25 protein-coding genes, 1 tRNA gene and 1 riboswitch are annotated in these 21659 nt (G+C 72.2%); of the genes, 9 read left to right on the top strand and 17 right to left on the bottom strand.

All coding sequences use genetic code 11. From position 1 onward, the window contains the following. Positions 1 to 38 precede the first annotated feature (38 nt). Positions 39 to 114, top strand: a tRNA-His gene (locus U870_RS0111470). A 174-nt stretch (positions 115 to 288) separates the two neighbouring features. Here U870_RS0111470 and U870_RS0111465 read toward each other — a convergent pair. After that, positions 289 to 831 carry an ArsR/SmtB family transcription factor gene (locus tag U870_RS0111465; RefSeq protein WP_025157530.1) on the bottom strand — a complete coding sequence of 181 codons (543 nt, stop codon included), beginning with the start codon at positions 829 to 831 and terminating at the stop codon, positions 289 to 291. A 74-nt stretch (positions 832 to 905) separates the two neighbouring features. Between U870_RS0111465 and U870_RS0111460 the strand changes: the two genes are divergently transcribed. The 4 genes from U870_RS0111460 (at position 906) to U870_RS0111445 (ending at position 4723) form a co-directional block, all read left to right on the top strand. Then, a complete protein-coding gene (locus U870_RS0111460; RefSeq protein WP_025157529.1) occupies positions 906 to 2156 on the top strand; it encodes an MFS transporter in 1251 nt (416 codons plus the stop codon). Between the two features lie 317 nt (positions 2157 to 2473). Then, entirely contained in the window at positions 2474 to 3244 is a 771-nt protein-coding gene (locus U870_RS0111455) for a hypothetical protein (RefSeq protein ID WP_025157528.1), read from the top strand. A 58-nt stretch (positions 3245 to 3302) separates the two neighbouring features. Then, positions 3303 to 4367: a hypothetical protein gene (locus U870_RS0111450; RefSeq protein ID WP_025157527.1), complete on the top strand. Its 1065-nt coding sequence runs from the start codon at positions 3303 to 3305 to the stop codon at positions 4365 to 4367. A 2-nt stretch (positions 4368 to 4369) separates the two neighbouring features. Beyond that, on the top strand, positions 4370 to 4723 hold the full coding sequence (locus U870_RS0111445; protein WP_025157526.1) for a metallopeptidase family protein: 354 nt from the start codon (positions 4370 to 4372) through the stop codon (positions 4721 to 4723). Between the two features lie 51 nt (positions 4724 to 4774). On the opposite strand, the gene U870_RS0111440 is transcribed toward U870_RS0111445, so the two are convergent. From U870_RS0111440 to U870_RS0111415, 6 genes are all read right to left on the bottom strand, one after another. After that, positions 4775 to 5041, bottom strand: coding sequence for a hypothetical protein (locus U870_RS0111440; protein ID WP_025157525.1), 267 nt, complete (start codon positions 5039 to 5041; stop codon positions 4775 to 4777). A 9-nt stretch (positions 5042 to 5050) separates the two neighbouring features. Further along, the gene (locus tag U870_RS0111435; RefSeq protein WP_025157524.1) at positions 5051 to 5707 is read right to left on the bottom strand and encodes an ATP-binding protein; all 657 of its coding nucleotides are present in this window, start codon (positions 5705 to 5707) and stop codon (positions 5051 to 5053) included. Further along, positions 5691 to 6470 (bottom strand): energy-coupling factor transporter transmembrane component T family protein, encoded by a 780-nt coding sequence (locus U870_RS0111430; protein ID WP_025157523.1) that lies wholly within the window; start codon positions 6468 to 6470, stop codon positions 5691 to 5693. Before U870_RS0111430 ends, U870_RS0111435 begins: the two co-directional genes overlap by 17 nt. After that, entirely contained in the window at positions 6467 to 7972 is a 1506-nt protein-coding gene (locus U870_RS0111425) for an ABC transporter ATP-binding protein (RefSeq protein WP_240183680.1), read from the bottom strand. Before U870_RS0111425 ends, U870_RS0111430 begins: the two co-directional genes overlap by 4 nt. Before the next feature lie 17 nt (positions 7973 to 7989). Then, on the bottom strand, positions 7990 to 8610 hold the full coding sequence (locus U870_RS0111420; RefSeq protein ID WP_025157521.1) for an ECF transporter S component: 621 nt from the start codon (positions 8608 to 8610) through the stop codon (positions 7990 to 7992). 35 nt (positions 8611 to 8645) lie between these two features. Further along, positions 8646 to 8756: riboswitch (TPP riboswitch) on the bottom strand. A gap of 14 nt (positions 8757 to 8770) precedes the next feature. Further along, positions 8771 to 9100: a GerW family sporulation protein gene (locus U870_RS0111415; protein WP_025157520.1), complete on the bottom strand. Its 330-nt coding sequence runs from the start codon at positions 9098 to 9100 to the stop codon at positions 8771 to 8773. A 105-nt stretch (positions 9101 to 9205) separates the two neighbouring features. Between U870_RS0111415 and U870_RS0111410 the strand changes: the two genes are divergently transcribed. Continuing rightward, on the top strand, positions 9206 to 10123 hold the full coding sequence (locus U870_RS0111410; RefSeq protein WP_162819135.1) for an endonuclease/exonuclease/phosphatase family protein: 918 nt from the start codon (positions 9206 to 9208) through the stop codon (positions 10121 to 10123). On the opposite strand, the gene U870_RS0111405 is transcribed toward U870_RS0111410, so the two are convergent. After that, positions 10120 to 11406 (bottom strand): DNA polymerase IV, encoded by a 1287-nt coding sequence (locus tag U870_RS0111405; protein WP_240183679.1) that lies wholly within the window; start codon positions 11404 to 11406, stop codon positions 10120 to 10122. The two genes, U870_RS0111410 and U870_RS0111405, sit on opposite strands and share 4 nt — an antisense overlap. Before the next feature lie 43 nt (positions 11407 to 11449). Between U870_RS0111405 and U870_RS0111400 the strand changes: the two genes are divergently transcribed. Continuing rightward, positions 11450 to 12454, top strand: coding sequence for an aldo/keto reductase family protein (locus tag U870_RS0111400; protein WP_025157517.1), 1005 nt, complete (start codon positions 11450 to 11452; stop codon positions 12452 to 12454). 26 nt (positions 12455 to 12480) lie between these two features. On the opposite strand, the gene U870_RS0111395 is transcribed toward U870_RS0111400, so the two are convergent. The 5 genes from U870_RS0111395 to U870_RS0111370 form a co-directional block, all read right to left on the bottom strand. Continuing rightward, a complete protein-coding gene (locus U870_RS0111395) occupies positions 12481 to 13140 on the bottom strand; it encodes a hypothetical protein (protein WP_025157516.1) in 660 nt (219 codons plus the stop codon). A gap of 50 nt (positions 13141 to 13190) precedes the next feature. Continuing rightward, on the bottom strand, positions 13191 to 13727 hold the full coding sequence (locus U870_RS0111390; RefSeq protein ID WP_025157515.1) for a DUF1697 domain-containing protein: 537 nt from the start codon (positions 13725 to 13727) through the stop codon (positions 13191 to 13193). Between the two features lies 1 nt (position 13728). Beyond that, positions 13729 to 14049, bottom strand: a complete 321-nt coding sequence (locus U870_RS0111385) for a hypothetical protein (RefSeq protein ID WP_240183678.1) — start codon at positions 14047 to 14049, stop codon at positions 13729 to 13731. 183 nt (positions 14050 to 14232) lie between these two features. Continuing rightward, positions 14233 to 15006 (bottom strand): YidC/Oxa1 family membrane protein insertase, encoded by a 774-nt coding sequence (locus tag U870_RS0111375; RefSeq protein ID WP_025157513.1) that lies wholly within the window; start codon positions 15004 to 15006, stop codon positions 14233 to 14235. Between the two features lie 66 nt (positions 15007 to 15072). After that, the gene (locus U870_RS0111370) at positions 15073 to 15378 is read right to left on the bottom strand and encodes a DUF6412 domain-containing protein (RefSeq protein ID WP_025157512.1); all 306 of its coding nucleotides are present in this window, start codon (positions 15376 to 15378) and stop codon (positions 15073 to 15075) included. A gap of 86 nt (positions 15379 to 15464) precedes the next feature. Between U870_RS0111370 and U870_RS0111365 the strand changes: the two genes are divergently transcribed. Continuing rightward, positions 15465 to 16130 carry an SDR family oxidoreductase gene (locus U870_RS0111365; RefSeq protein WP_025157511.1) on the top strand — a complete coding sequence of 222 codons (666 nt, stop codon included), beginning with the start codon at positions 15465 to 15467 and terminating at the stop codon, positions 16128 to 16130. Between the two features lie 10 nt (positions 16131 to 16140). Beyond that, positions 16141 to 17826, top strand: coding sequence for a long-chain-fatty-acid--CoA ligase (locus U870_RS0111360; protein ID WP_025157510.1), 1686 nt, complete (start codon positions 16141 to 16143; stop codon positions 17824 to 17826). Between the two features lie 5 nt (positions 17827 to 17831). Here U870_RS0111360 and U870_RS0111355 read toward each other — a convergent pair whose 3' ends face one another. The 4 genes from U870_RS0111355 to U870_RS0111340 form a co-directional block, all read right to left on the bottom strand. Further along, positions 17832 to 18266, bottom strand: coding sequence for a PaaI family thioesterase (locus U870_RS0111355; protein WP_081815272.1), 435 nt, complete (start codon positions 18264 to 18266; stop codon positions 17832 to 17834). A 53-nt stretch (positions 18267 to 18319) separates the two neighbouring features. After that, positions 18320 to 20053 carry an APC family permease gene (locus U870_RS0111350; protein ID WP_025157508.1) on the bottom strand — a complete coding sequence of 578 codons (1734 nt, stop codon included), beginning with the start codon at positions 20051 to 20053 and terminating at the stop codon, positions 18320 to 18322. Positions 20054 to 20134: 81 nt separating this feature from the next. Then, positions 20135 to 21082 carry an oxygenase MpaB family protein gene (locus U870_RS0111345; protein ID WP_025157507.1) on the bottom strand — a complete coding sequence of 316 codons (948 nt, stop codon included), beginning with the start codon at positions 21080 to 21082 and terminating at the stop codon, positions 20135 to 20137. Then, on the bottom strand, positions 21079 to 21636 hold the full coding sequence (locus tag U870_RS0111340) for a YbaK/EbsC family protein (protein ID WP_025157506.1): 558 nt from the start codon (positions 21634 to 21636) through the stop codon (positions 21079 to 21081). Before U870_RS0111340 ends, U870_RS0111345 begins: the two co-directional genes overlap by 4 nt. Positions 21637 to 21659 lie beyond the last annotated feature (23 nt).

Genomic DNA, 21659 nt, shown 5'->3' with positions numbered 1-21659 from the left:
TGCCTCGGCCGGTTCAGCTGAAACGGTCGCAGGACATGGTGGGTATAGCTCAGTTGGTAGAGCGCCTGGTTGTGGTCCAGGAGGTCGCGGGTTCAAGCCCCGTTACTCACCCCACAGAGAAGCCCCGGTCGAACAGACCGGGGCTTCTCGCTTTCACGGCCCTCGTCCCGAGCGACCGCTGTCGTTCGGGACGTCCGCGGTGCGGCGCCGCACCGCGGTCGTCCCGAAGCACCGCGGTCGTCCCGAAACGCCGCGGTCGCCGGGCGCGAAGCGGCCCGGCGCAGCGCGCTACTCGGCGGAGCGGTGCAGGACGACGAGGCCGCCGTGCAGGGGAAGATGGGCGCGGTCGGCGTCGGTCTCGACGAACTCGTCGATGACGGCGACGATGCGCCGGTCGAGTTCGGTGACATCCTCGTCCGACAGATGGAGGGCGAAGCGCGCGTAGGTGGCGATCGAGGCCGGGCCGGCCTCCGCGAGCTCCTGCTGGAAGGCGTCGATCGGCGCGTAGCCGTCGCTGCCGGCGAACGCGTCCGCCCCCACCGACAGCCACCAGGTGCGCCCGGTCGACCGGTAGGGCTTCTCCAGGGCGCCGCTCTCCCCCGTGCGCACGGCCACCGGCTCGAGGAAGCCCGCGTCGACGAGCTGCCGGACGTGATAGAGCACGGTACCCGGGTCGACGTCGAGCCGGTCGGCGAGTTGCTTGTTGGTCAGCTCCTTGTCGCCGCACAGGCGCAGGATGCGCACCCGCAGCGGATGCGACATGGCCTTGATCTCCTTGACGGTCGCCGGGCGCCGCTTCGCGTCGGGATCGATGCTCGGGTCGCGTTCCATGGGCACAGACTACCGATGATCGAGTTCCTTCGCATCGATTGAATTCTCTCAATCCCTGTGCGATGCTGGCCTGCGTGACCTCGAAACGACTCGGTGCACCGTTCTGGACGCTGTGGAGCTCCGCCGGATTCTCCAACCTCGCCGACGGCGTGATGAAGGTCGCCCTCCCCCTCGTGGCGGTCCGCTTCACCGACTCGCCGCTGCTGATCGCCGGGCTCGCGTTCGCCTTCTCGCTGCCCTGGCTGCTCTTCGCACTCACGGCTGGGGCACTGGCCGACCGCTTCGACCGGCGCCGGCTGATGATCGGCGCCAACGTCGCCCGCGCGGCCTTCCTCGCGGTCCTGACGGCGGCGACGGTGGCGGGCGTCGGCTCGATCTGGCTGCTCTACGTCGCCGCGGTGCTGGTCGGCACGGCAGAGACGGTCTACGACACGTCCTCCCAGTCGATCCTCCCGCAGCTCGTCGGGAGGGATGCCCTCTCGCGCGCGAACGGCCGGCTGTACGCGGCCGAGCTCACGGCGAACCAGTTCATCGGCCCGCCGCTCGGCGGCTTCCTGGTCGCGGCCGGCATCGGGCTCGCGTTCGGGGCTCCCGCGGTGCTCTGGGTGGTCGCGATCGCGCTGCTCCTCCTCCTGCGGGGCGGCTTCCGCGCCGAGCGCACCGGCACCACGACGATCCGCGCGGACATCGCCGAGGGGCTGCGCTTCCTCTGGAGCAGCACCCTGCTGCGCGTGCTCGCCTTCATGGTCGGCGGCTTCAACTTCGCGACGAACGCGATGTTCACCGTCTTCGTGCTCTACGCCGTCGGGGCGAACTCGGCGATGGGACTGGACGACCCGGCCTACGGTGCGTTGCTCACGGCCTCCGCTCTGGGCAGCGTGCTGGGCACCTTCCTGGCCGAAGGCGCGGAGCGGCTGCTCGGCCGCTCCCGCGCGCTGACCATCTCCATCCTCGGCTCCGTGCTCACGGTCGCGACGCCCGCATTCACCGCCAGCCCGTGGATCATCGGCGCCGCCTTCTTCATCGGGGGCGTCATGGTGTCGGTCTGGAACGTGATCACCGTCTCGCTGCGCCAGCGGGTGACCCCGCATCATCTGCTGGGCCGCCTCAACAGCGCCTACCGGCTCCTGGCCTGGGGCACCATTCCTCTCGGGGCGGCGGCGGGCGGGATCGTGGCGCAGGTGTTCGGCCTGCAGGCGGTCTTCCTGGGCGCCGGGGTCGTCGTCGTGTGCCTCCTCACAGGGATGATCTGGGTGACGGATCGGCGCATGGACGCGGCGGAGTCGGCCGTCGAGGAGTCCACGGCCGGCACCGCCGATAGGTGACACGTACACGACTTTGCCAGGGGTCGTACCCGAACCGTCCAGAATCGGGGCCTAACGTGGCCTGTCGGCGGCATCGAAGGCCGCCCGTGCCACGCTGCGCGCGTCCTCCCCCAGCCCCCAACACCCGGGACGCCGCTTCGACGCGTGGCACACCCCGCGCCGCACGCCGCGCCCTTCCGGACCACGGGTCCAGCTGAGGCTTCCGTGCGTTCCGACGCGGGTTCCAGCCCGCCCGTCCGCGCCCCCGCGCGGCACGGTCACGTCTGCCCGGAGCACCCGGGAGGCCGCCAGGCGGGGAAGCCCGACCCAGGAACCGAATGCTCAGCACCCTTCGCAACGCCATCCAGAAGACCGACATCCCCTTCGGCCGCATCGTCACCGGTGCCGCCGCCGTCCTCATGTCGGCCAGCCTCATCGGCCCCGCCATCAGCGCTCAGCAGAAGAGCGAGGCCGCCACCCGTGAGCTCTCCTCCTCCACCGGCCTGCACCACGAGCAGCTCTCCATCTACGACAAGATCGTGCGCGACCGGCTCGAAGCGGAGGCGACGCAGACGCTCGCCGCCGCGCAGTCGACCGTGACCGCCAACGAGTCCAAGACGGACGCCTCCGCGGCGAAGACCGAGATCGCCGGTCTCGGCGCCTACACGAAGCTCGACGACAGCACGCTGCGCTCGACCATCGACGCCACCAAGGCAGCGACCGCGGCTCTGGCCGCGGCCGGTGCCGAGGCCGACCGCGTCGCCGCCGAGGCGGCCGCCGCCGCAGCGGCGGCGGCCAATACTCCCGACGGCGCGAAGGCGACCGCCCGCTCGGTCTCCGCCTCGCAGTACGGCTGGGGCGCCGACCAGTTCCAGTGCCTCAGCAACCTGTGGCAGAAGGAGTCGAACTGGAACTACCAGGCCTCCAACGGCGGCAGCGGCGCGACCGGCATCCCCCAGGCGCTCCCCGGCAGCAAGATGGCCTCGTTCGGCACCGACTGGGCCACCAATGCCAGCACACAGGTCAAGTGGGGCCTCGACTACATCTCCCGCGCCTACGGCACGCCCTGCTCGGCGTGGTCGCACTCGCAGTCCGTCAACTGGTACTGAACCGCCCCTGGGGCCGCTCGCCCCGGCTCACCCGCGCGACGCCGGTAGACTCGCGCGGGTGAGCACCGTTCCCCCGCACCCCGCCCCGAGCGCCCCGGAGGTCCGCGGCGCCCACCTCGTCGGCAGCGTCAACCTGCCCGATGCCGAGACGGTCCTGCGGACCGTCTCAGAGCATCTGGGCGACCGGATGCGACGTATCCCGGACGGCGAGGTCGGCGAGCGGTTCTACTGGATCCAGTTCCAGACCGCCCGCTTCGACACGATGGCGGGCATCTCCCGCATTCCGACCGAGCCGTACTACCTGCGCGATCGCTTCGACGCGCGGCCGTTCCAGCTCGACGCCGGAGTGACGGCGGACGACCTCGTCTTCCCCGACCTCGGCTACGCGACCGCTGCGCTCGAGTCGTATGCCGCCTTCGCGCGGCTCGCCGACGAGGGCGTCCTGGCGCCCGGCACCCGCTTCCAGGTCTCGCTGCCGACGCCCGCCGCGATCGCCGGCGCGTTCGTGGTCCCGCAGGACCGCGCCGCCTTCGAGCCGGCGTACGAGCGGGCGCTGCTCGCCGAGCTCGACCGCATCGTCGCCGGCATCCCGCACGACCGCTTGGCCGTCCAGTGGGATACGGCGGTCGAGTTCGGGCTGCTGGAGGGGCGCATCGAACCCTGGTTCGACGATGTCCTCGACGGGGTCGTCGAGCGAGCGGTCCGCCAGGCGCAGGCCGTCCCGTCCGACGTCGAGGTCGGATACCACCTCTGCTACGGGGACGTCGAGGAGTCGCACTTCGTGCAGCCCGCCGACGCCGGGTGGCTCGCCGCCGTCACCCGCGGCATCCTCGACCGGGCCGGCCGCCCGATCGCCTTCGTCCACTTGCCGGTGCCGATCGAGCGCGACGACGAGGCCTACTTCGCGCCGTTGGCCGACGTCCGGATCCCGGACGGGACCGAGCTCTACCTGGGCCTCCTGCACCACGAGGACGGCACCGAGGGAGCCGCACGACGCATCGCCGCCGCCGGAACGGCGCAGCCTGCGTTCGGTGTCGCGACCGAGTGCGGCTTCGGCCGCGGCCCGAGTGAGCGCACCGCCGGCCTGCTCGACCTGCACGCCGCCGTCGCGGAGGCGTGGTGACCGTGGGCCTGCAGCTCGATGCCGATGCCTTCGAGGCGCTCGTCACCGATGAGCTCGACGAGCTGCCCGACGAGATGATCGACGGACTGGACAACGTCGTCTTCGTGGTCGAGGACCGCCCGGAGGACGGCTCGCTCGACCTCCTCGGCCTGTACGACGGCGTGGCCCTCACCGAGCGCGACGCGTACGGGTTCGGCGAGATGCCGGATCGCGTCATCCTCTACCGGGAGCCGCTGCTGGCGATCTGCGACACCGTGGACGAGCTGCGCGACGAGATCCACATCACACTCGTGCACGAGATCGCGCACTACTACGGCATCGACGACGAGCGCCTGCACGAGCTCGGCTGGGCGTAGCGACCGGGCCGGCGTGGAGCCTTCGGCGCTCCCGGCCGCCACGGTTCGGTGCTAGAGGGACTCCTCGTCCTTGTCCGCCTCGACCGGATCGCTGTCCGGCGCGTCGAAACGGTAGCTCACGTGCTTCTCGCCGTTGACCACGCGCTCGTCGCCCGCGACGTACCAGAACAGGGACTCGAGCCCCTCGACCGCCGCGACGGCGCCGATCCGCTCGTCCACCGCGCCGCCGACGAGGTACCGGCGCTCGGCGGTGCCGGCCAGGGGGCCGTCGGCGTACTCGACGATGTACTCGGGATCGTGGGCCTGTGAATCGCTCATGACGCCACGTTAGTCCTCCCCGACGCGCAGCCGCTCCCCACCGAGCGGCCAGTCGGTCACATCGAGCCGCAGGACCGCCGCCGCCCGCGGACGCTCCCGCACGAGGTACGCCTCGAACTCTGCCTGCCAGCGGTCCCAGTGCTCGGCGAAGGTCTCGCCGTCTCGGTCGAGCGCCCGGCGCTTGCGGAGGGTGTCGTCGGCATCCAGCCAGAGCGCCAGGTCCGCTGCGGCGACGTTCGCCCGGGCCAGCGTCCCGCAGCCCTCGACGATGAGCGGCTCGGTGCCGTGCACCTCCGTCCAGCCGGCGGGACGGTCGAGCGCCCAGTCCCAACGCTGCCAGCGGCCGGAGCCGGCGTGGCGCAGCGGCACCAGCAGGTCGCGGCCGAGTGCCACGCTGCCCGCATCCAGGCCGTCCCACCCCGGGTAGAGGTCGTCCATCCTGACCAGGCGCGGCACCCCCGCCGCCGGCCAGTCGCGCAGCAGGTCGTCGGCCAGCGAGCTCTTGCCCGCACCGCTGGGACCGTCGATCAGCACGACGGGAGTGTGCGCGCGGGAGGCCGCGGGATCGCGCGGATCTCCCGCGCACGCCCGGTCGACGGCGGCCCGGATGGCGGCGTCGAGGCGCGTGCGGTCCGCGGGCCCGGCCGGTTCAGCGGCCCAGGACATTCCAACTCCCCACTGCCACGGCCACGGCCACGGACACGCCCGCCACGACGGCGGCGACCGCCAGCGCGGCCCAGTCCCGGCCGCGGAACACCGAGGGCCGGGCCCAGGTCCGCGTGGCCGACGACCCGAAGCCGCGGGCCTCCATCGCGGTGGCGAGCTTGCTGCCGCGGCGCAGCGAGAGCACGAAGAGGGAGAACGCCTGCCCCAGCATCCGGCGCAGGGCCCCGCTCTCGGCGACACCCCGGGCACGACGGGCCAGCGTCAGCGCGCGCCAGTCCTCGGCGAACAGCCCGACGAGGCGCAGCCCGGCGAGTCCGCCGAGCACGAAGCGCGCCGGGAGGCGCAGCAGTTGCGCGAGGCCGTCCGCGAGATCGGTGGGGTCGATGGTGATGAACAGCAGCACGGCGGGAAGGCCGATGGCCAGGATGCGCAGCATCGTCGCGAGGCCGAGCTGGAGGGAGCCGTCGCTGACCTCCACGGCCCACCACTGCAGATGGACCGTCCCGGACGTGCGGCCGTAGAGCGTCGTCGTCAACCCGGCGAGCGGCGCCGCGATCCAGATCGGGGCCGTCCGCAGCGCGAGCGTCCGCGCCGGGAGGCCCGAGAAGGCCACGAGGAGCAGCTCCAGGGCGAGGGCGACCGCGGCGGAGACCGGGTCGATCGAGATCAGGAGCACCGCGGTCACGATCAGCGCCGCACCGAGCTTGGCCACGGGGTTGAGCGTGGCGAGCGGCCCCGTGCGGACGGGTTCCAGCAACGTCATGCCGCCACCTCCCGTTCCGACCCCAGCGCGAGCGTCGCCGCACCGATGGCCGACACGAACTCGGCGTCGTGGGTCGCGGTGACGATCGCATGCCCGGCCGCACGCAGTCCGGCGATCGTGCGCACCATCCCGCGCCAGGTGTTGGCGTCCTGGCCGAAGGTGGGCTCGTCCAGCACGAGGAGCCGCGGCCGGGTGGCCAGGGCGGTACCGACCGAGAGCCGCCGCTTCTGCCCGCCCGAGAGGGTGAACGGGTTGGCGTCCGCGACCGCTGTCAGCGTCAGCCGCTCCAGGAGCTCGTCGACCCGCTCCCGGGTCTCGGCGTCCCCGAGACCGAGCGCGCGCGGACCGGCCGTCAGCTCGTCGCGCACGGTCGACGCGACGAACTGGTGCTCCGGGTTCTGGAAGACGCTGCCGATCCGTGTCAGCAGTTCGCGCGAGCGCCATGCCTGCGGGGCCGGGTCGGCACCCGCCGCCAGCGTGGCCTCCGCTCGCAGAGTCCCGCCCAGCACCGGCAGCAGGCCGCCGAGTGTGAGGGCGAGCGTCGACTTGCCCGCACCGTTCCGCCCGGTGAGAGCGACCGCCGACCCCTCGGCGAGGTCGAGGGAGACGCGCTCGGGCAGCGCCCCGACCGCGGCGGCCCTGGCACGACGGCGTCGCCGGGCGACGGCCGGCCCGCGGCCGAAGGCGAGCTCCCGCGCGGTGAGGAGCGGTGCGCCGAGGGAGACGGCCTGCGCCTCCGCCACCATCTCGCCCGGCAGCCACACGCCGGCCCGGCGCAGGGCGCTGGAGGCGTCGGCGAGCACGGCGTCCGGCGTCCCGTCGGCGAGGACGCCGCCGTCGGCGGCCAGCACGATCACCCGGTCGACGACCTCCCGCCACACGGCCACGCGGTGCTCCACGACGACGAGGGTCGCCCCGCTCTCCGTCGCGGCGGCGGCGACCGCGTCCCGGACCTCGCGCACGCCGTCCGGGTCGAGGTTCGCCGTGGGCTCGTCCAGGAGCAGGAGGCCCGGTCGCATGGCGAGGATGCCTGCCAGCGCGAGCCGTTGCTTCTGCCCTCCCGACAGCTGGGTGGTGGGGTGGTCGAGGGGCACGGCCAAGCCGACCGCGTCGAGCGCGGCCCGCACCCGCGGCCAGATCTCGTCACGGGGGACGCCGAGGTTCTCGCAGGCGAACGCGACGTCGTCGCCCACGCGCGCCAGGATCACCTGCGCGTCGGGGTCCTGCAGCAGCAGTCCGGCCGTGCCGCGCGCCTCGGCCGGCGATCGGCCGGCCACGGCCAGCGTGCCCTCCGCCTCACCGTCGTCGTCGCCTCCGAGCACGCCGGCGAGCCCGGCGAGGACGGTGCTCTTGCCCGCGCCCGAGGCGCCCAGCAGGAGCACCCGCTCGCCCGGCTCGATGCGCAGCGTCAGATCACGCACGGCCCACGCCGCGCGCCCCGAATAGCGCCAGCCCCAGCCGCCGACCCGAACGGCGGCCGGGACCGGCGGTCCCTGGGTCACGGGATCGTGAGCGATGGTCAGACCCGTCCCGTCGCCTCGCGCCCCGCCGCGAACCGGCTCAGCGCTCCCGTCTTCGCGAGGGCGCGCACGAGCAGCCACGACAGCAGACCGGCCACCAGCGCACCGGACACCGTCGTGGTGATCGTGTAGACCACGGCGAACTCCGGCTTCGCACCCGGGTACCAGTAGAGGAGGTCGAGGATCGACTCGGCCAGGCCGGCGCCTGCCCCCGCGAGGATGGCGGGCACGATCCTCCAGTTCGCATAGAGGAACAGGGCGAAGACGATCTCCGCCCCGATCCCCTGCACCGCGCCGGAGAGCAGCGTGGCGAAGCCCCACTGCGTGCCGATCAGGGCGGAGACGACGGCCGCGACGAGTTCGCCGTAGAGGGCGGCGCCCGGCTTGCGGACGATCAGCGCCGTCAGCACTCCGGCGAACAGCCACGGGCCGTTGAGCAGACCCTGGAAGCCGGGCAGCACGGCGCTGACCGGGCCGGAGATCGGGTTCTGGACCTGTCCCCAGACCCAGAAGACGACGCCGGCGGCGACGGCGACGACACTCGCGACGACGATGTCGACGACGCGCCAGCGGAGGACGCGCGCGGGGCGCGTCTCGGACGAGGTGATGGTTGCGTGCACTGTTCGTGCCCTTTCGCTCAGGGAAAAGAGGGCACGGGATTCAGAGATGGCCTCCCTGCGCTGGCATGATCCAGATCAGGTTCGACGGTCGAAGCTTGGAGAAGCTTCCTCTCAGCCCGGCTCACCGGACTCCCGTGTTCGCGACCAGTCTAGTGCGACATCACTTCTTCAGCGCACGGATGACGCGCGACCACGCGTGCCCGGCCACCCAGACGAACGGGATGGCGACCGCGAGCAGGGTGATCAGGTTCGGCCGGAACCGGACGCCCGCCGCATCGCTCACGTACGCGCCGAACGGGATGGCCACGCCACCGCCGCCGCCACCGCCGGGGCCGTCCTCGCTCTCGGAGCCATTGCCGGCTCCGAAGCCGAACTGCACGGCGGCCACGGGGACGAGGGTCGTGCCGTCGATGACGACCGGCTCGCCGTAGACGGACTTGATGCCGGACGCGCTGACGGTCTCGGCGAGCTTGAGCGAGATATTGGTCATGCCTTCACCGTACCCGCCGCGCTCCCAGCATGACCAGGCCGGTTCGCAGGCTCCTCCCGGCGTTCGCGGCGGGTTCTCAGCGACAGGGTCGGAATAATCGATCGGGTGTCACCGAGCCGATCCCGCCGCCGCCCCCGAGGCGTGCTGACGGGGATCGCGGCGCTGGCCGTCGCCGCCCTCCTGCTCTGCCACGGGATGCTGCCGGACGTCGGCGGAGCCGCGTCCCTCGTCGAGTCCTTCCTGCCCTGGGCCGCCGCCCTCATCGCCCTGCTCGGCCTGTCGGCGCTGTTCCGGCTCTCCCTCTTCGCCGGGCTCGGCGTGGCCGCCGCGGCGGCCGTGTGGTGGTCGCTCTTCGGCAGCGCCCTGCTGCCCGCCGCGTCCGTGGGCGCACCGGACTTCACCGTGGTGAGCGAGAACCTCCACGCTGCGAACCCGAAGGCGGCGGAGATCGCGCGCGACCTCGCCGGCCGCGATCCCGACCTGATCGCCCTGCAGGAGCTCGACGCGACGAACCGCGATGCCGTCTCCGGCGTTCTCGACGCCGACTACCCGTATCACGCGATCGTCGGGACGGTCGGGCTCTGGAGCTCCCACCCTCTCCACGACGAGAAGCGGCTGGATCTCGGCCTGGGCTGGGAGCGCGCGCTCAGCGTCGACGTCGACACCCCCGGCGGCACCACCCGGGTCTACGCGGTCCACCTCGCGTCCGTCCGGCCGGGCGAGAGCGCGACGCGCGACGAGATGCTCCGGGAGCTGACGGACACGGTGGCCTCCGACGATGCCGTCCGCCTCCTGGTGGTCGGCGATTTCAACACCGCGACCACGGACCGCACACTGGCCCCGCTCTTCGCCGAACTGGGCGAGAAGCCGGACAGCGAGCTCGGCCTCGGCTTCACCTGGCCGTCGGCGTTCCCCGTCGCGCGCCTCGACCACGCGCTGGTCCGCGGCCTCTCGACCGTCAGCAGCACAGTCCTCCCGGACAACGGCAGCGACCACCGCGGGATCGCGGTCGGGCTGCGCTAGTCGCTGACCCAGCGCGGGTTGCGGCCGTCGCGGGCCTCGTCGTCCGCCTCGCGGGTGCGGCGGACGAGGGAGGCCGGGCCGATCATCCCGCGCCCGAATCGCGCGCTCACCGCGTCGAGGGCGCGTTCGGTCTCGCGCCACTCCTCGTCCGGGTCCCAGAGCGCCAACGCGTCGCCACCCGCGTCGAGCAGTTGCTCGGCGCGCACGCCGATGAGGCGGATGGGCGTCGTGCGCACGTCGAGGTCGAGCGCCTCGAAGATCTGCCAGGCCTCCTCGAACAGCCGCCGCCCGACGTTCGTCGGTTCGGCGAGGGTGCGCGAGCGGGTGATCGTGGGGAAGTCGGAGAACCGCACCTTGATCGCGACGGTGCGCCCCTCCAGACCGTGAGTGCGCAGGCGCTCCCCCACCCTTCCGGACAGCCGGAGCAGCTCGCGGCGGAGGATGTCCGGGTCGTCCACGTCGGCGCTGAACGTGTTCTCGTGGCCGACGCTCTTCTCGCGCGATTCGGTGACCACCCGTCGTGCGTCCCGGCCGTTCGCCAGGTCGTGCAGGCGGCGCGCGCCGGCATCGCCCACCGCTCGCTGCAGCACCGCCATCGGCGCGTCGGCGAGGTCGGCGACGGTGCGCATCCCCATCCGCTCCAGCGACGCCTGCGTGCTCGCGCCGACGCCCCAGAGCGCGCCGACCGGCAGCGGCCTCAGGTAGGCGATCGTCTCCGCCGGAGGGATGACGAGCAGGCCGTCGGGCTTCGCGCGTCCGGAGGCGAGCTTCGCCATGAACTTGGTCCCGGCCACACCCACCGAGCACGTGAGCCCGGTCTCCTCCTGAACGCGCGAGCGGATGAGCTCGGCGATCCTGCGCGGCGAACCGAGCAGGCGCCGCGCACCGGCGACGTCGAGGAACGCCTCGTCGATGCTGAGCGGCTCCACGAGCGGCGTGACCTCGTGGAAGATCTCCATCACGCGCGCGGAGTACTCGGTGTACTTCTGGTAGTGCGGGGGAAGGATGATCGCCGTCGGGCACAGTCGCAGCGCCTGCGACATCGGCATCGCGCTGCGGACGCCGAAGCGGCGCGCCTCGTACGTCGCGCTGGTCACCACGCCGCGGCCTCCCGCGTGCCCGACGATCGCGGGCTTGCCCCGGGCGTCGGGGCGGTCGAGGAGTTCGACCGAGGCGAAGAAGGCGTCCATGTCGACGTGCAGCACGGTGGCCGCGGAGTCGTCGACGTCCGCGGTCGTCACCCGCCGATCGCTGCCGTCCGCACGTCCCACAGGGTCCAGCATGCCACCGTCCCCTGACAGCGTCCGCGACGGGTAGCGTGATCGCATGGAATTCAGATACCTCGGCAACTCCGGGCTCAAGATCTCGGAGATCATCTACGGCAACTGGCTGACCCACGCCTCCCAGGTGGAGAACGACATCGCCGCACGCAGCGTGCGGGCCGCGCTCGACGCCGGGATCACCACGTTCGACACCGCGGACGCCTACGCGAACACCGCGGCCGAGAAGGTTCTCGGCGACGCCCTCGCGGGTGAGCGCCGTGCCTCGCTCGAGATCTTCACGAAGGTGTACTGGCCGACCGGCCCGAAGGGCCACAACGATGTCGGGCTCTCCCGCAAGCACATCTTCGAGTCGATCGACGGCTCGCTCGAGCGTCTGGGCACCGACTACGTCGACCTGTACCAGGCCCACCGGTTCGACTACGAGACTCCGCTCGAGGAGACGATGCAGGCGTTCGCCGATGTCGTCCGCGCCGGCAAGGCCCTCTATATCGGTGTGAGCGAGTGGAACGCCGAGCAGCTGCGCGCCGGTCACGCCCTGTCGAAGGAGCTCGGCTTCCAGCTGATCTCGAACCAGCCGCAGTACTCCATGCTCTGGCGGGTCATCGAGAAGGAGGTCGTGCCCGCGTCGGCCGAGCTCGGGATCTCGCAGATCGTCTGGTCGCCCGTCGCTCAGGGCGTGCTCACCGGCAAGTACGCGCCGGGCGCGCAGCCGCCGGCCGGCAGCCGTGCGGCGGACGAGAAGGGCGGGGCGAACGCGATCAAGGGCTTCCTGCGCGACGACGTGCTCACGGCCGTCCAGGGCCTGAAGCCCATCGCCGACGAGCTCGGGATCACGATGGCCCAGCTCGCCGTCGCGTGGGTGCTGCAGAACCCGAACGTGGCCGCCGCGATCGTGGGCGCCTCGCGTCCCGAGCAGGTCGCCTCCAACGCCGCCGCGGCGGGCGTGCGCCTGTCCGGCGAGGTTCTCGCGCGCATCGACGAGGCGATCGGGGATGTCGCGGAGACCGACCCCGCCCAGACGATCTCGCCGGCCCAGCGCCCGGCCTGACGGCGTCCCGGCCTCTGGCGGCCGCCTCAGACGAGCGCGGACACCAGGGGCCGGAACCAGTCCCGGAACGCCGGGGAGTCGTCGCGCAGGCTCGCGCTGACGACCACGGTATGCGGCCCGACGATCCACGCGCCGGAGCTCGAGAGCGGCAGCACGTCGAGGTCGAGCCGGAAGTACCCTGCCTGGCGGCGCAACTCGTGCTCGCGCTCGCGCACCACGTCGACGATGTCCGCGGCGCGGCGGGCGTGGTTCAGCAGACTCGCCTGCACGTACTCGGCGTGGCGCTGGTGCGCCCAGTCCGCCGCCGCGTCGTAGTGGGCGATCACGACGTCCTGAAGCTCGATCGCGCGGTCGAAGACGGGGAAGTGCGGCGGGCGCAGCATCCCGCCGAGCGGCCGTCGCTCCCGGTCGACGGCGACGTCGAACCACGCGCGCCACTGCTGCGCGAGGGTGCCGGGCTCCCCCACCGCCGCTCCGGTGTGCCCGGCGCGGGATGCCGCCCGCGGGACCGCGGGATGCGCGCCCGTGTTGGCCCGCAGCACCGGCGCGAGCGCCGGGGTCAGTCGCGGCAGCGCCGGCTCGCCGGCCTCCCCCAGCCCGGCGAGGTCGCGGACGGCGAGGGCCATCAGCAGGTCCCAGGGACAGTCCTCGGTGACCTGCCATCGAAGCGTGCCCTCGACGAACATGCCGCAATTGTAGGTTCGCCGGGCGCGCCGGAACAGTGCTCGCGTGGCCCTCAACCGCGCCGATCGAGCTCGGCGAGGAGCCGGGCCACCGTGCGCTGGTTCCGCGCCGCCGCCACGGGGCCGACCGCGCGCCAGAACGCGGCAGGGACGACGGACTTGGAGACGCCCAGCGGACACCACTGGTAGAGGGCGCGCTCGCCCGCCCGGATCAGCTCGGGCACGGTCTCCGCGTCGGCCGGGAGCTCCACGCCCTCCGGCAGCTCGTGGTCGAGGAAGGTCACCACCAGCCGCGCGTCGTCGTCCGCCACCGCGACGAGCGGGTTCGCCGCCGCCACGGCGCGGAACCGCTCCTCCGGCAGCAGCACGACCCGGGCGGAGACGCCCGAACGGGCGCGCAGCGCCTCCTCCACGCGCGCCGCCAGGGAGGCCGTTGGCTCCTCGTCGGCGACGAAGACGGCGTTGCCACTCTGCAGCAGCGTCACCACGTCGCGCAGACCCGCATCCTGGAACGCCGCCGCCAGGTCGCCCGCGGCGACCCTGGTCGACGCCCCGACGTTGATCCCGCGCACCAGTCCGACGGCGAGCACGTCAGTCCTCCACGGGCTCGGCGGCGACGAGGCGGGAGGCCGGGACCGTCGCGGTCTCGGCCGGCCCGCGCCCGTCGCGACGATACTGCGGCTCGCTGAAGGCGACCACCCAGGTCGTCAACCGGTCGGCCGGCAACGACACGCTGCGCAGGCTGCGCTCGCCCGGCGCCACGATCACGCCGGTCGGCTCGCCGACCCAGTCGTCTCCGGCGGGCGGGTCGCTCTCACGGACGTACACCTGCACGCCCACGCCGAGGGCGCCGCCGGCCGCCGCGTCCTCGTGCGGGCCCCGCCCGTCAGGACTGGTCTTGCGTCTCCACATGCGACAAGCATCCCATCACCAGGGCGTCGATCCCCTCGTGCTCGCCGTACTCCGCGCGGAGGATCGCCCAGTCCGCAGGGTCCGCGGCGGTGGCCAGGCCCGCCGGCCACGCCGCCACCCCCTCCCGCGGGAACGTCGCGTGCGTGCCGGTGAGCCGCTCGGTCGCCGGCTCGGGGACGGGTGTCAGTGCGAGATCGACGGTGTCGTCCTTCCCTGCGGGCGCTTGCGCGCCGGATCGAGCAGACGGCGCAGCAGCCAGCGCTCCGCCACCGTCCAGGTGGTCGTGGTGAGGATGTAGACGGCGGCCGCCAACGGGACGAAGGCGGCGAACACCACGGTCACGTACGGCAGGAACGACAGCGCGCGCAGCATGCCGGTCGGTGTGGCGGCGCCCTCCGGCTGCGGCAGCGCGAGCACCCGGCGCGAGACCGTCGTCACGACCGCGATCAGCGCCAGAACGGTCAGGTAGACCGCGATGGCCGGCCAGACCGGGCCCGCTCCGGTCAGTCCCACGAAGCTGGTGCCGAGGGGCGCCCCGAACGTCCGCTCACCGAGCAGGTCGTTGGCGTGGCCGGCGATCATCGGGTGGGTGAAGACGGCGTACACGAGCGAGATGACGGGGATCTGCGCGAGCAGCGGCAGCATCCCGGCGAACGGCGAGGTGCGCTCGCGTCGATAGAGCTCGATCGTCGCCTCCGCGAGCCGTTCGCGATTCGCGCCGTGCTTCTTCTGCAGGTCGGCCAGCTGCGGGGCGAGCCGGCGACGGGTGAACTCGGCGCGCACCTGGCTGATGCCGACGGGGAGGAGGACGGCGCGCACGAGCATCGTGAGCACGATGATCGCGACGACGCCCGCCGCGGTGCCGGCGAGCGGCTCGATCGCGGCGGAGAGGCCGGTGACGAGGCGGTAGGCCGCGTCGAGGACGGCCGCGATGGGCGGCCAGGAGAAGAGGTCCATGAGTGTGTTTCCCTGCTGTCGGACGGACGTGGAGTCGTCTGGCCGTGCGCAGGGCGAACGCCCCGGCTACGCGGCCGGCAGCGGGGATCCCGGCGCTCGCGGGCGCGGGCGCCCGTCGGTGTCGGGGTGGGACTGGCTCTCGGCGAGCCCGTCGACATCGGGCTCGGCGGGGCGCGACCAGACCGCGCGTTCGCGCAACGAGGCCGCGAGGGCGGCGACCGAGCGCACCGAGGCGACGGCGACGGCGGCGATCAGGCCGACCGCACCGGCCACGCCGGCGGCGGCGAGGAGGCCGCCCGGTGAGCTCGCGCTCCAGGCCGTGCCCAGAGCGGACGCGACGAGATGCGCGAGGAGCTCCAGGACGGCCGACATGGTGCCGACGCTAACAAAGAACACGCCGGATGTCTGTGTACGTTCGCCGTGAGCGCACCCACCCCGAGAGGGAGCAAGATGGAGACATGTCTCGAGTAGCGATCGTCGGTGCCCACGGAAAAGTCGCCCAGCAGCTCATGCGGGTCCTCTACGACCAGGGGGACGACTTCGTCGGCGTCGTGCGCAACGACGAGCACGCCGAGGACGTCTACCGCCTGGGCGGGGAGGGCGTGCTCCTCGACATCGAGTATGCGGACTCCGACGCTCTCGCGGCGGCCTTCGCCGGGTGCGACGCGGTCGTCTTCGCCGCAGGCGCGGGCGGCGGCTCGGGCGTGGACCGCAAACGGACCGTCGATTTCGCCGGATCGGTGAAGTCGGCCGAGGCCGCCACCGCCGCCGGCATCCGGCGCTTCGTCCAGGTCTCCGCGTGGGGTGTCGACTCCCCCGTCGCCGTCGACGCGACGCCCGACTGGCGTGCCTATGTGGAGGCCAAACGGGACGCCGACACCGCCCTGCGGCAGTCCGGGCTGGACTGGACCATCCTGCGCCCGGGCGCGCTCACTTTCGACGAGGGCACGGGCGGTGTGACCCTGGGCGCGTCGGTCGAGCGCGGCTCCATCCCGCGCGAGGACGTCGCCCGTCTGATCGCCGCCTGCCTGGGCGAGCCGGGCAGCATCGGGAAGACATGGGAGGTCGTCGCCGGCGACACCCCGATCGAGCAGGCCGTGCGGGCTCTCGCCGCTCCCGCGTAGGCTTGCGCGCGTGAGCATCTACAGCGAACGCCCCTGGATCGCGAGCTACGCACCGGGCGTCCCGGCCGACGTCGACGTCCCCGCCGGCTCCCTCGCCCACCTGATCGACGAGTCCGTGAAGACCTACGGCAGCCATGTGGCGCTCGAGTTCTTCGGTGCGACCACGACGTACGCGGAGCTCGGCGAGCAGATCGCCCGTGCCGCCGAGGGCCTCCGCAAGCGGGGCGTCCGCAAGGGCGACCGCGTGGCGCTGGTGCTGCCCAACTGCCCGCAGCACGTCGTCGCGTTCTATGCGGCCCTGCGCCTGGGCGCGATCGTGATCGAGCACAACCCGCTCTACACGCCGCGTGAGCTGCGACACCAGTTCGAAGACCACGGCGCGACCGTCGCCATCGTCTGGGACAAGGTGGCCGCGACCGTTCAGGACCTCCCCGCCGACCTCGGCGTCACCACCGTCATCTCGGTCGACATGACGACCGCGATGCCGGCCGGCAAGCGGTTCGCGCTGCGCCTGCCGATCCGGAAGGCCAGGGAGGCCCGCGAGGCACTGACCACGAAGGTCTCCGGCACCGTGACCTGGGAGCAGCTCGTCTCCGGGCGCCGGCTGAAGGCGTCCTCGCCCCGGCCGCAGGCGGACGACCTTGCGCTCATCCAGTACACGAGCGGCACCACCGGGCTGCCGAAGGGGGCGATGCTCTCGCACGCCAACCTCACGGTGAACGCGGCGCAGGCACGGGCGTGGGTGCCCGCGGTCGAGCGCGGCACGTCCGTGGTGTACGCCGTGCTCCCGCTGTTCCACGCGTACGGCCTCACCCTCTGCCTCACGTTCGCGATGAGCATGGGCGCGCGCTTGGTGCTCTTCCCCAAGTTCGACCCGGAGCTGGTGCTCGACGTGGTCAAGAAGCGCCCGGCCACCTTCCTTCCGGCCGTGCCCCCGATCTACGACCGCCTGGTGCAGGCGGCGGACAAGCGCACTGTCTCCCTGGCGGGCATCGACATCGCCATCTCCGGCGCCATGGCGCTCCCCCAGGACGTCGTGGGCGAATGGGAGCAGCGCACCGGTGGCTACCTCGTCGAGGGCTACGGACTCTCCGAGTGCTCGCCGGTCCTCATGGCCAACCCCGTGAGCGACGGGCGCAAGGCCGGCACCGTCGGCCTCCCCCTCTCCAGCACCGAGCTGCGGATCGCCGACCCCGACGACCCCGAGGTCGACCGCGCGTTCGGCGAGGAGGGCGAGCTGCTCGCCCGCGGGCCGCAGGTGTTCTCGGGTTACTGGCGCAAGCCGGACGAGAGCGCCAAGGTGTTCGCCGCCGACGGGTGGTTCCGCACCGGCGACATCGCGACCATGGACGAGGACGGTTTCGTCCGCATCGTGGACCGGATCAGGGAGCTGATCATCTCCGGCGGCTTCAACATCGCGCCGACCGAGGTGGAGGACGCCCTGCGCTCCTTCGAGGGCGTCGCCGACGTGGCCGTGGTCGGCCTCCCGGACGCCCACAGCGGCGAGAAGGTCGTGGCGGCCGTGGTCATGCAGCCGGGGACGTCGTTCGACGAGGCCGCCATCCGCGCGTACGCCCGCGACACCCTCACCGCCTACAAAGTGCCGAAGTCCGTCGTCCAGGTCGACGACCTCCCGCGCTCCATCGTCGGCAAGGTGATCCGGCGCAAGGTGCGCGACCAGCTGCTGGACCGCTGACGTCCTCAGCCGATCGGGAACACCAGCAACGACCCGGTCGCGGTCGCCACGACCTTGCCGGAGGCGTCCGTCACGACCCCGTCGGCGAACGCCACCCGGTTGCCCGGCTTGGTGACGGTGCCGACGCAGGTCAGCGGACCGGAGTCCGCCAGCACCGGGCGCAGGTAGTTCACCTTGATCTCGATCGAGGTGTAGCCCTGCCCCTGCGGCAGCGTGGTCTGCACCGCGCAGCCGAGCACCGAGTCCAGCAGCGTGCAGACCAGGCCGCCGTGCACCGTGCCGATCGGGTTGTAGTGAGACTCGTCCGGCTCGCAGACGAACGTCGCCGTGCCCGGCCCCGCATCGACGAGCGTCATGTCCATGAGGCGCGCGATGGGAGGCGGCGGGAGCACTCCATCGATCATGGCCCTCAGGTAGTCGAGGCCGCTCAGGGTGGGCATCACCGCCACTCCCGGCGCCGGGTCCTCCCATTCGACGATGCGCTGGCGTTCCGTCACGTGCCGTCCTCTCGTGGAGCCGTCGGGTCGTCGGCCGACTCGACCGGCTCCAGTGTCTCAGCATTCAGCGGGATCTGCCCAGGGGGCAGGTTCGAGCGGTCCGGTGCGATCACGGTGCGGGCCGGCGTGGAGTCGGGCAGCCCGAAGGTGGGCACGCCGGCCGGGGCGAGCACGAGCGCGTGGGAGCGCATCGGCAGGGTCTCGCCGCGGAAGTAGTCGGGCTTGCGCCACCACCAGATCAGCATCAGCACGGCCCCGATGACCAGACCGCCGACGCCCACCACGGCCTCGGCGCCGATCCCGAAGATGGTGACGTTCTTGCCGTTCTCATCGGTCAGCCAATCCGGCGCGGAGAAGCTGATCAGTCCGTACACGAAGACGGCCAGCAGCATCACGCCGCCGACGAACGGGAAGAGGCCGCGCATCACGATGTCCCGGAACGACCGGAAGAGCGTCTTGCGGTAGAACCAGACGCAGGCGAACCCGGTGAGACCGTAGTAGAACGCGATCATCAGGCCGATCGAGCCGATGAGGGCGGTCAGCAGGGTGGCGCTGATGAAGGTGAAGATCAGGTAGAACAGCGCCGAGACCAGACCCATCCCGATGGTCGCCCAGGTCGGGGTGAGGAACTTCGGGTGGATCCGGGCGAACTGCGTCGGGATGGCCTTGTACGCGGCCATCGAGAGCGCGGTGCGCGCAGTCGGGAGGATCGTGGTCTGGGTCGACGCCGACGCCGACGTGAGGATCGAGAACCCCAGCAGGGCCATCAGGATCCCCCCGACAACACCCCCGCCGAACAGCGTCGGGCCGATCGCCGAGAACACGTCGCCCGAGTTCGCGGGGTTCGCCAGTCCGATGCCCTTCTCCCCCACCCCGGCGAAGGCGACGGTCGCCACCGTGACGACCGCGTAGGTGGCCAGCAGCAGCAGGGTGCTGATGACGGCGGCGCGGCCCGGGGTCTTGCCCGGGTCCTTGGTCTCCTCGTTGATCGACACCGCGGTGTCCCAGCCCCAGTAGATGAAGATCGCGGTGAGCATCGCGGGGGCGATCGTCTTGGCGAAGTCGAGGGTGAACGGGTTGAACCAGTCCCATTGCGGGATGAGCGAGTACGGCTCGGCGTTGCCCGTGTAGACCCGCACCAGAGCGAAGACGGCGAAGAAGATGAGGATGACCACCTCGAAGCCCAGCAGCACGTACTGCAGACGAGCGGAGATCTCGATGCCCCGGTAGCAGATCCAGGTCATGAGCGCGATCCAGATGAGGCCGGCGATGGTCGTCGCCACCACGTTCGTCGCCAGCGCCGAGACGGCGGGCAGCCCGAAGCTGCCGACGAACGTGAAGGAGTACGACCCGGCGATCTGCGCCAGGTTGGCCATGACGATCACGTCGGCGACGATGATCCCCCAGCCGCCCATCCATCCGGTGACCGGGCCGAACGCGCGCGTCGCCCAGGTGAAGGTGGTGCCGCAGTCGGGCTCGGCCTTGTTGAGCTCCTGATAGGCCACCGCGATCAGGTACATCGGGATGAACGCCAACAGCACGATCCCCGGCGCCTTCACCCCCGCGGCCAGCGTGCCGCCGACGACGATGAACCCGAGGCTCGCGGCCAGGCTGTAGGCCGGGGCGGTGGATGCGACTCCGACGACGACGCTGGACACCAGTCCGAGCGCCCCGTCCTTCAGACCTTTGGACTCGACATCGTCGGGTTTCGAGGGAACTGTCGCGGTCATGAGCACCTCCATAACATGAGGTCCGCTCATCTCCGAGCGGGCGCAGGACTCAGCGTAACGCCGATCGGGCCGGAAACGCCGCTATGCGCGGTTCTGCTCCTCTGTCAGTCCGCTCAGCTCCGCCAGCCGGTCCAACCGCCGCCGTGCCGCCAGCTCCGCCTGCGTGCGCGGGCCGAGCAGCGCTCCGGCCCCCGCGAGCACCGCCGCGGCGACGCGATCCATGGGCACGAGCCGCTCGACCCACCGCTCGCTCCACGGCGCGCGGAGCCCGAGCAGCTCCCGGTGCCGCGGCTGCAGCGTCGAGACCGCGGCGCGGAACAGCACCCGGTACGACGGCCGCAGCACGCGCGGCAGCGGCGGGCGGCGGATGAAGTGCACGATCTCCTCGACCTCCGGCCCGCCGCGCAGCTCCCCCGCATCGGTGACGGCGGCGATCGCGGCGCGCAGCCCGGCGGCCGTCGTCGGCGGGTCCTCCACCCCCATCAGCCGTGCGGCCCGCGTCCACTCCAGGACGTAGCCGTCCGCGCCTCCCGGAATCGCGCCTCCCCAGCGCTCGTGCGCGGTCAGGAACGCGTCCGTGAACGCCAGGTGCACCCACGAGGCGAGTTCCGGATCGTCAGCCGAGTAGGGGCGCGACACCCCGTGCCCGTCGACGAAGGTTCCCGCCACCCGGGCGTGCAGCGACCGCACCCACTCGGAGCCGGCGATCGCCTGGTCCGTGCTCCCGTAGCTGACCGTGTGGATCCAGCGGATGGTCCCGGCCAACCGACCCAGCGGGTCCTCGCGGTAGCGGGAGAACTCCCGCACCCCGGCCAACGCTCCGGGGTGCAGCGCCTGCAGCAGCAGTGCCCGGATGCCGGCCACCAGCGTGGGCATCCCGCCGTGCACGACCCACGCGGCGCTCCCGGGACCGAAGAAGCCCTCGTCCTCGCCGTGCTCGAGCTCGAGGATCCACTCCGGCACCACGTCCGACCGGCCCGCGAGCGTCTCGATCAGCCGCGAGCGCACGGGCGCGAGGAGGCGGGTCATCCGGCGGGGATCTCCAGCCCCAGTCCGTCCACGACCTGCGCTCCCGGCAGCGCGGCCAGCAGACGGCCCGGCACGAGTATCTTCGAGCGGCGGACACCGGAGCCCACGATCACCACTTCCGCCTCCGCGACGCGCCCGTCGACCAGCACCGGCCACGCCTCCGGCAGGCCGATCGGGGTGATGCCGCCGTACTCCATCCCGGTCAACTCGACCGCCCGGTCCATCGGCAGGAACGATGCCTTGCGCACGTCGAGGAACCGCTTGACGACGTTGTTCACGTCGGCCCGGGTCGTCGAGAGCACGACGCACGCGGCGATCCGCTCGACGCCTTCGCGCTTGCCGCCCACGACCACGCAGTTCGCGAGCGTCGCGGCGTCCAACCCGAACTCGTCACGGGTGGCCGCGGTGTCCGAGACGTCGGGGTCGATCTCGACCACGCCGACCTCCTCGAGCCAGCCGAGGGCGGTGAGCGCGTCGAGCGCGGCGGGCGCGAGCAGATCGGTGCGGGAGGCGGCGGGGACCGAGGTCAACCCGCCCAGAGTGAAGACGCCCATGCATCTACTCTGCCTCGCGGCGC

The sequence above is a fragment of the Leifsonia aquatica H1aii genome, from assembly GCF_000633535.1.
In the GTDB taxonomy this organism is placed as follows: domain Bacteria; phylum Actinomycetota; class Actinomycetes; order Actinomycetales; family Microbacteriaceae; genus Leifsonia; species Leifsonia aquatica_A.
Note: the sequence above shows the minus strand (reverse complement) of the source record. Positions and strands in the feature narration are given on the sequence as shown.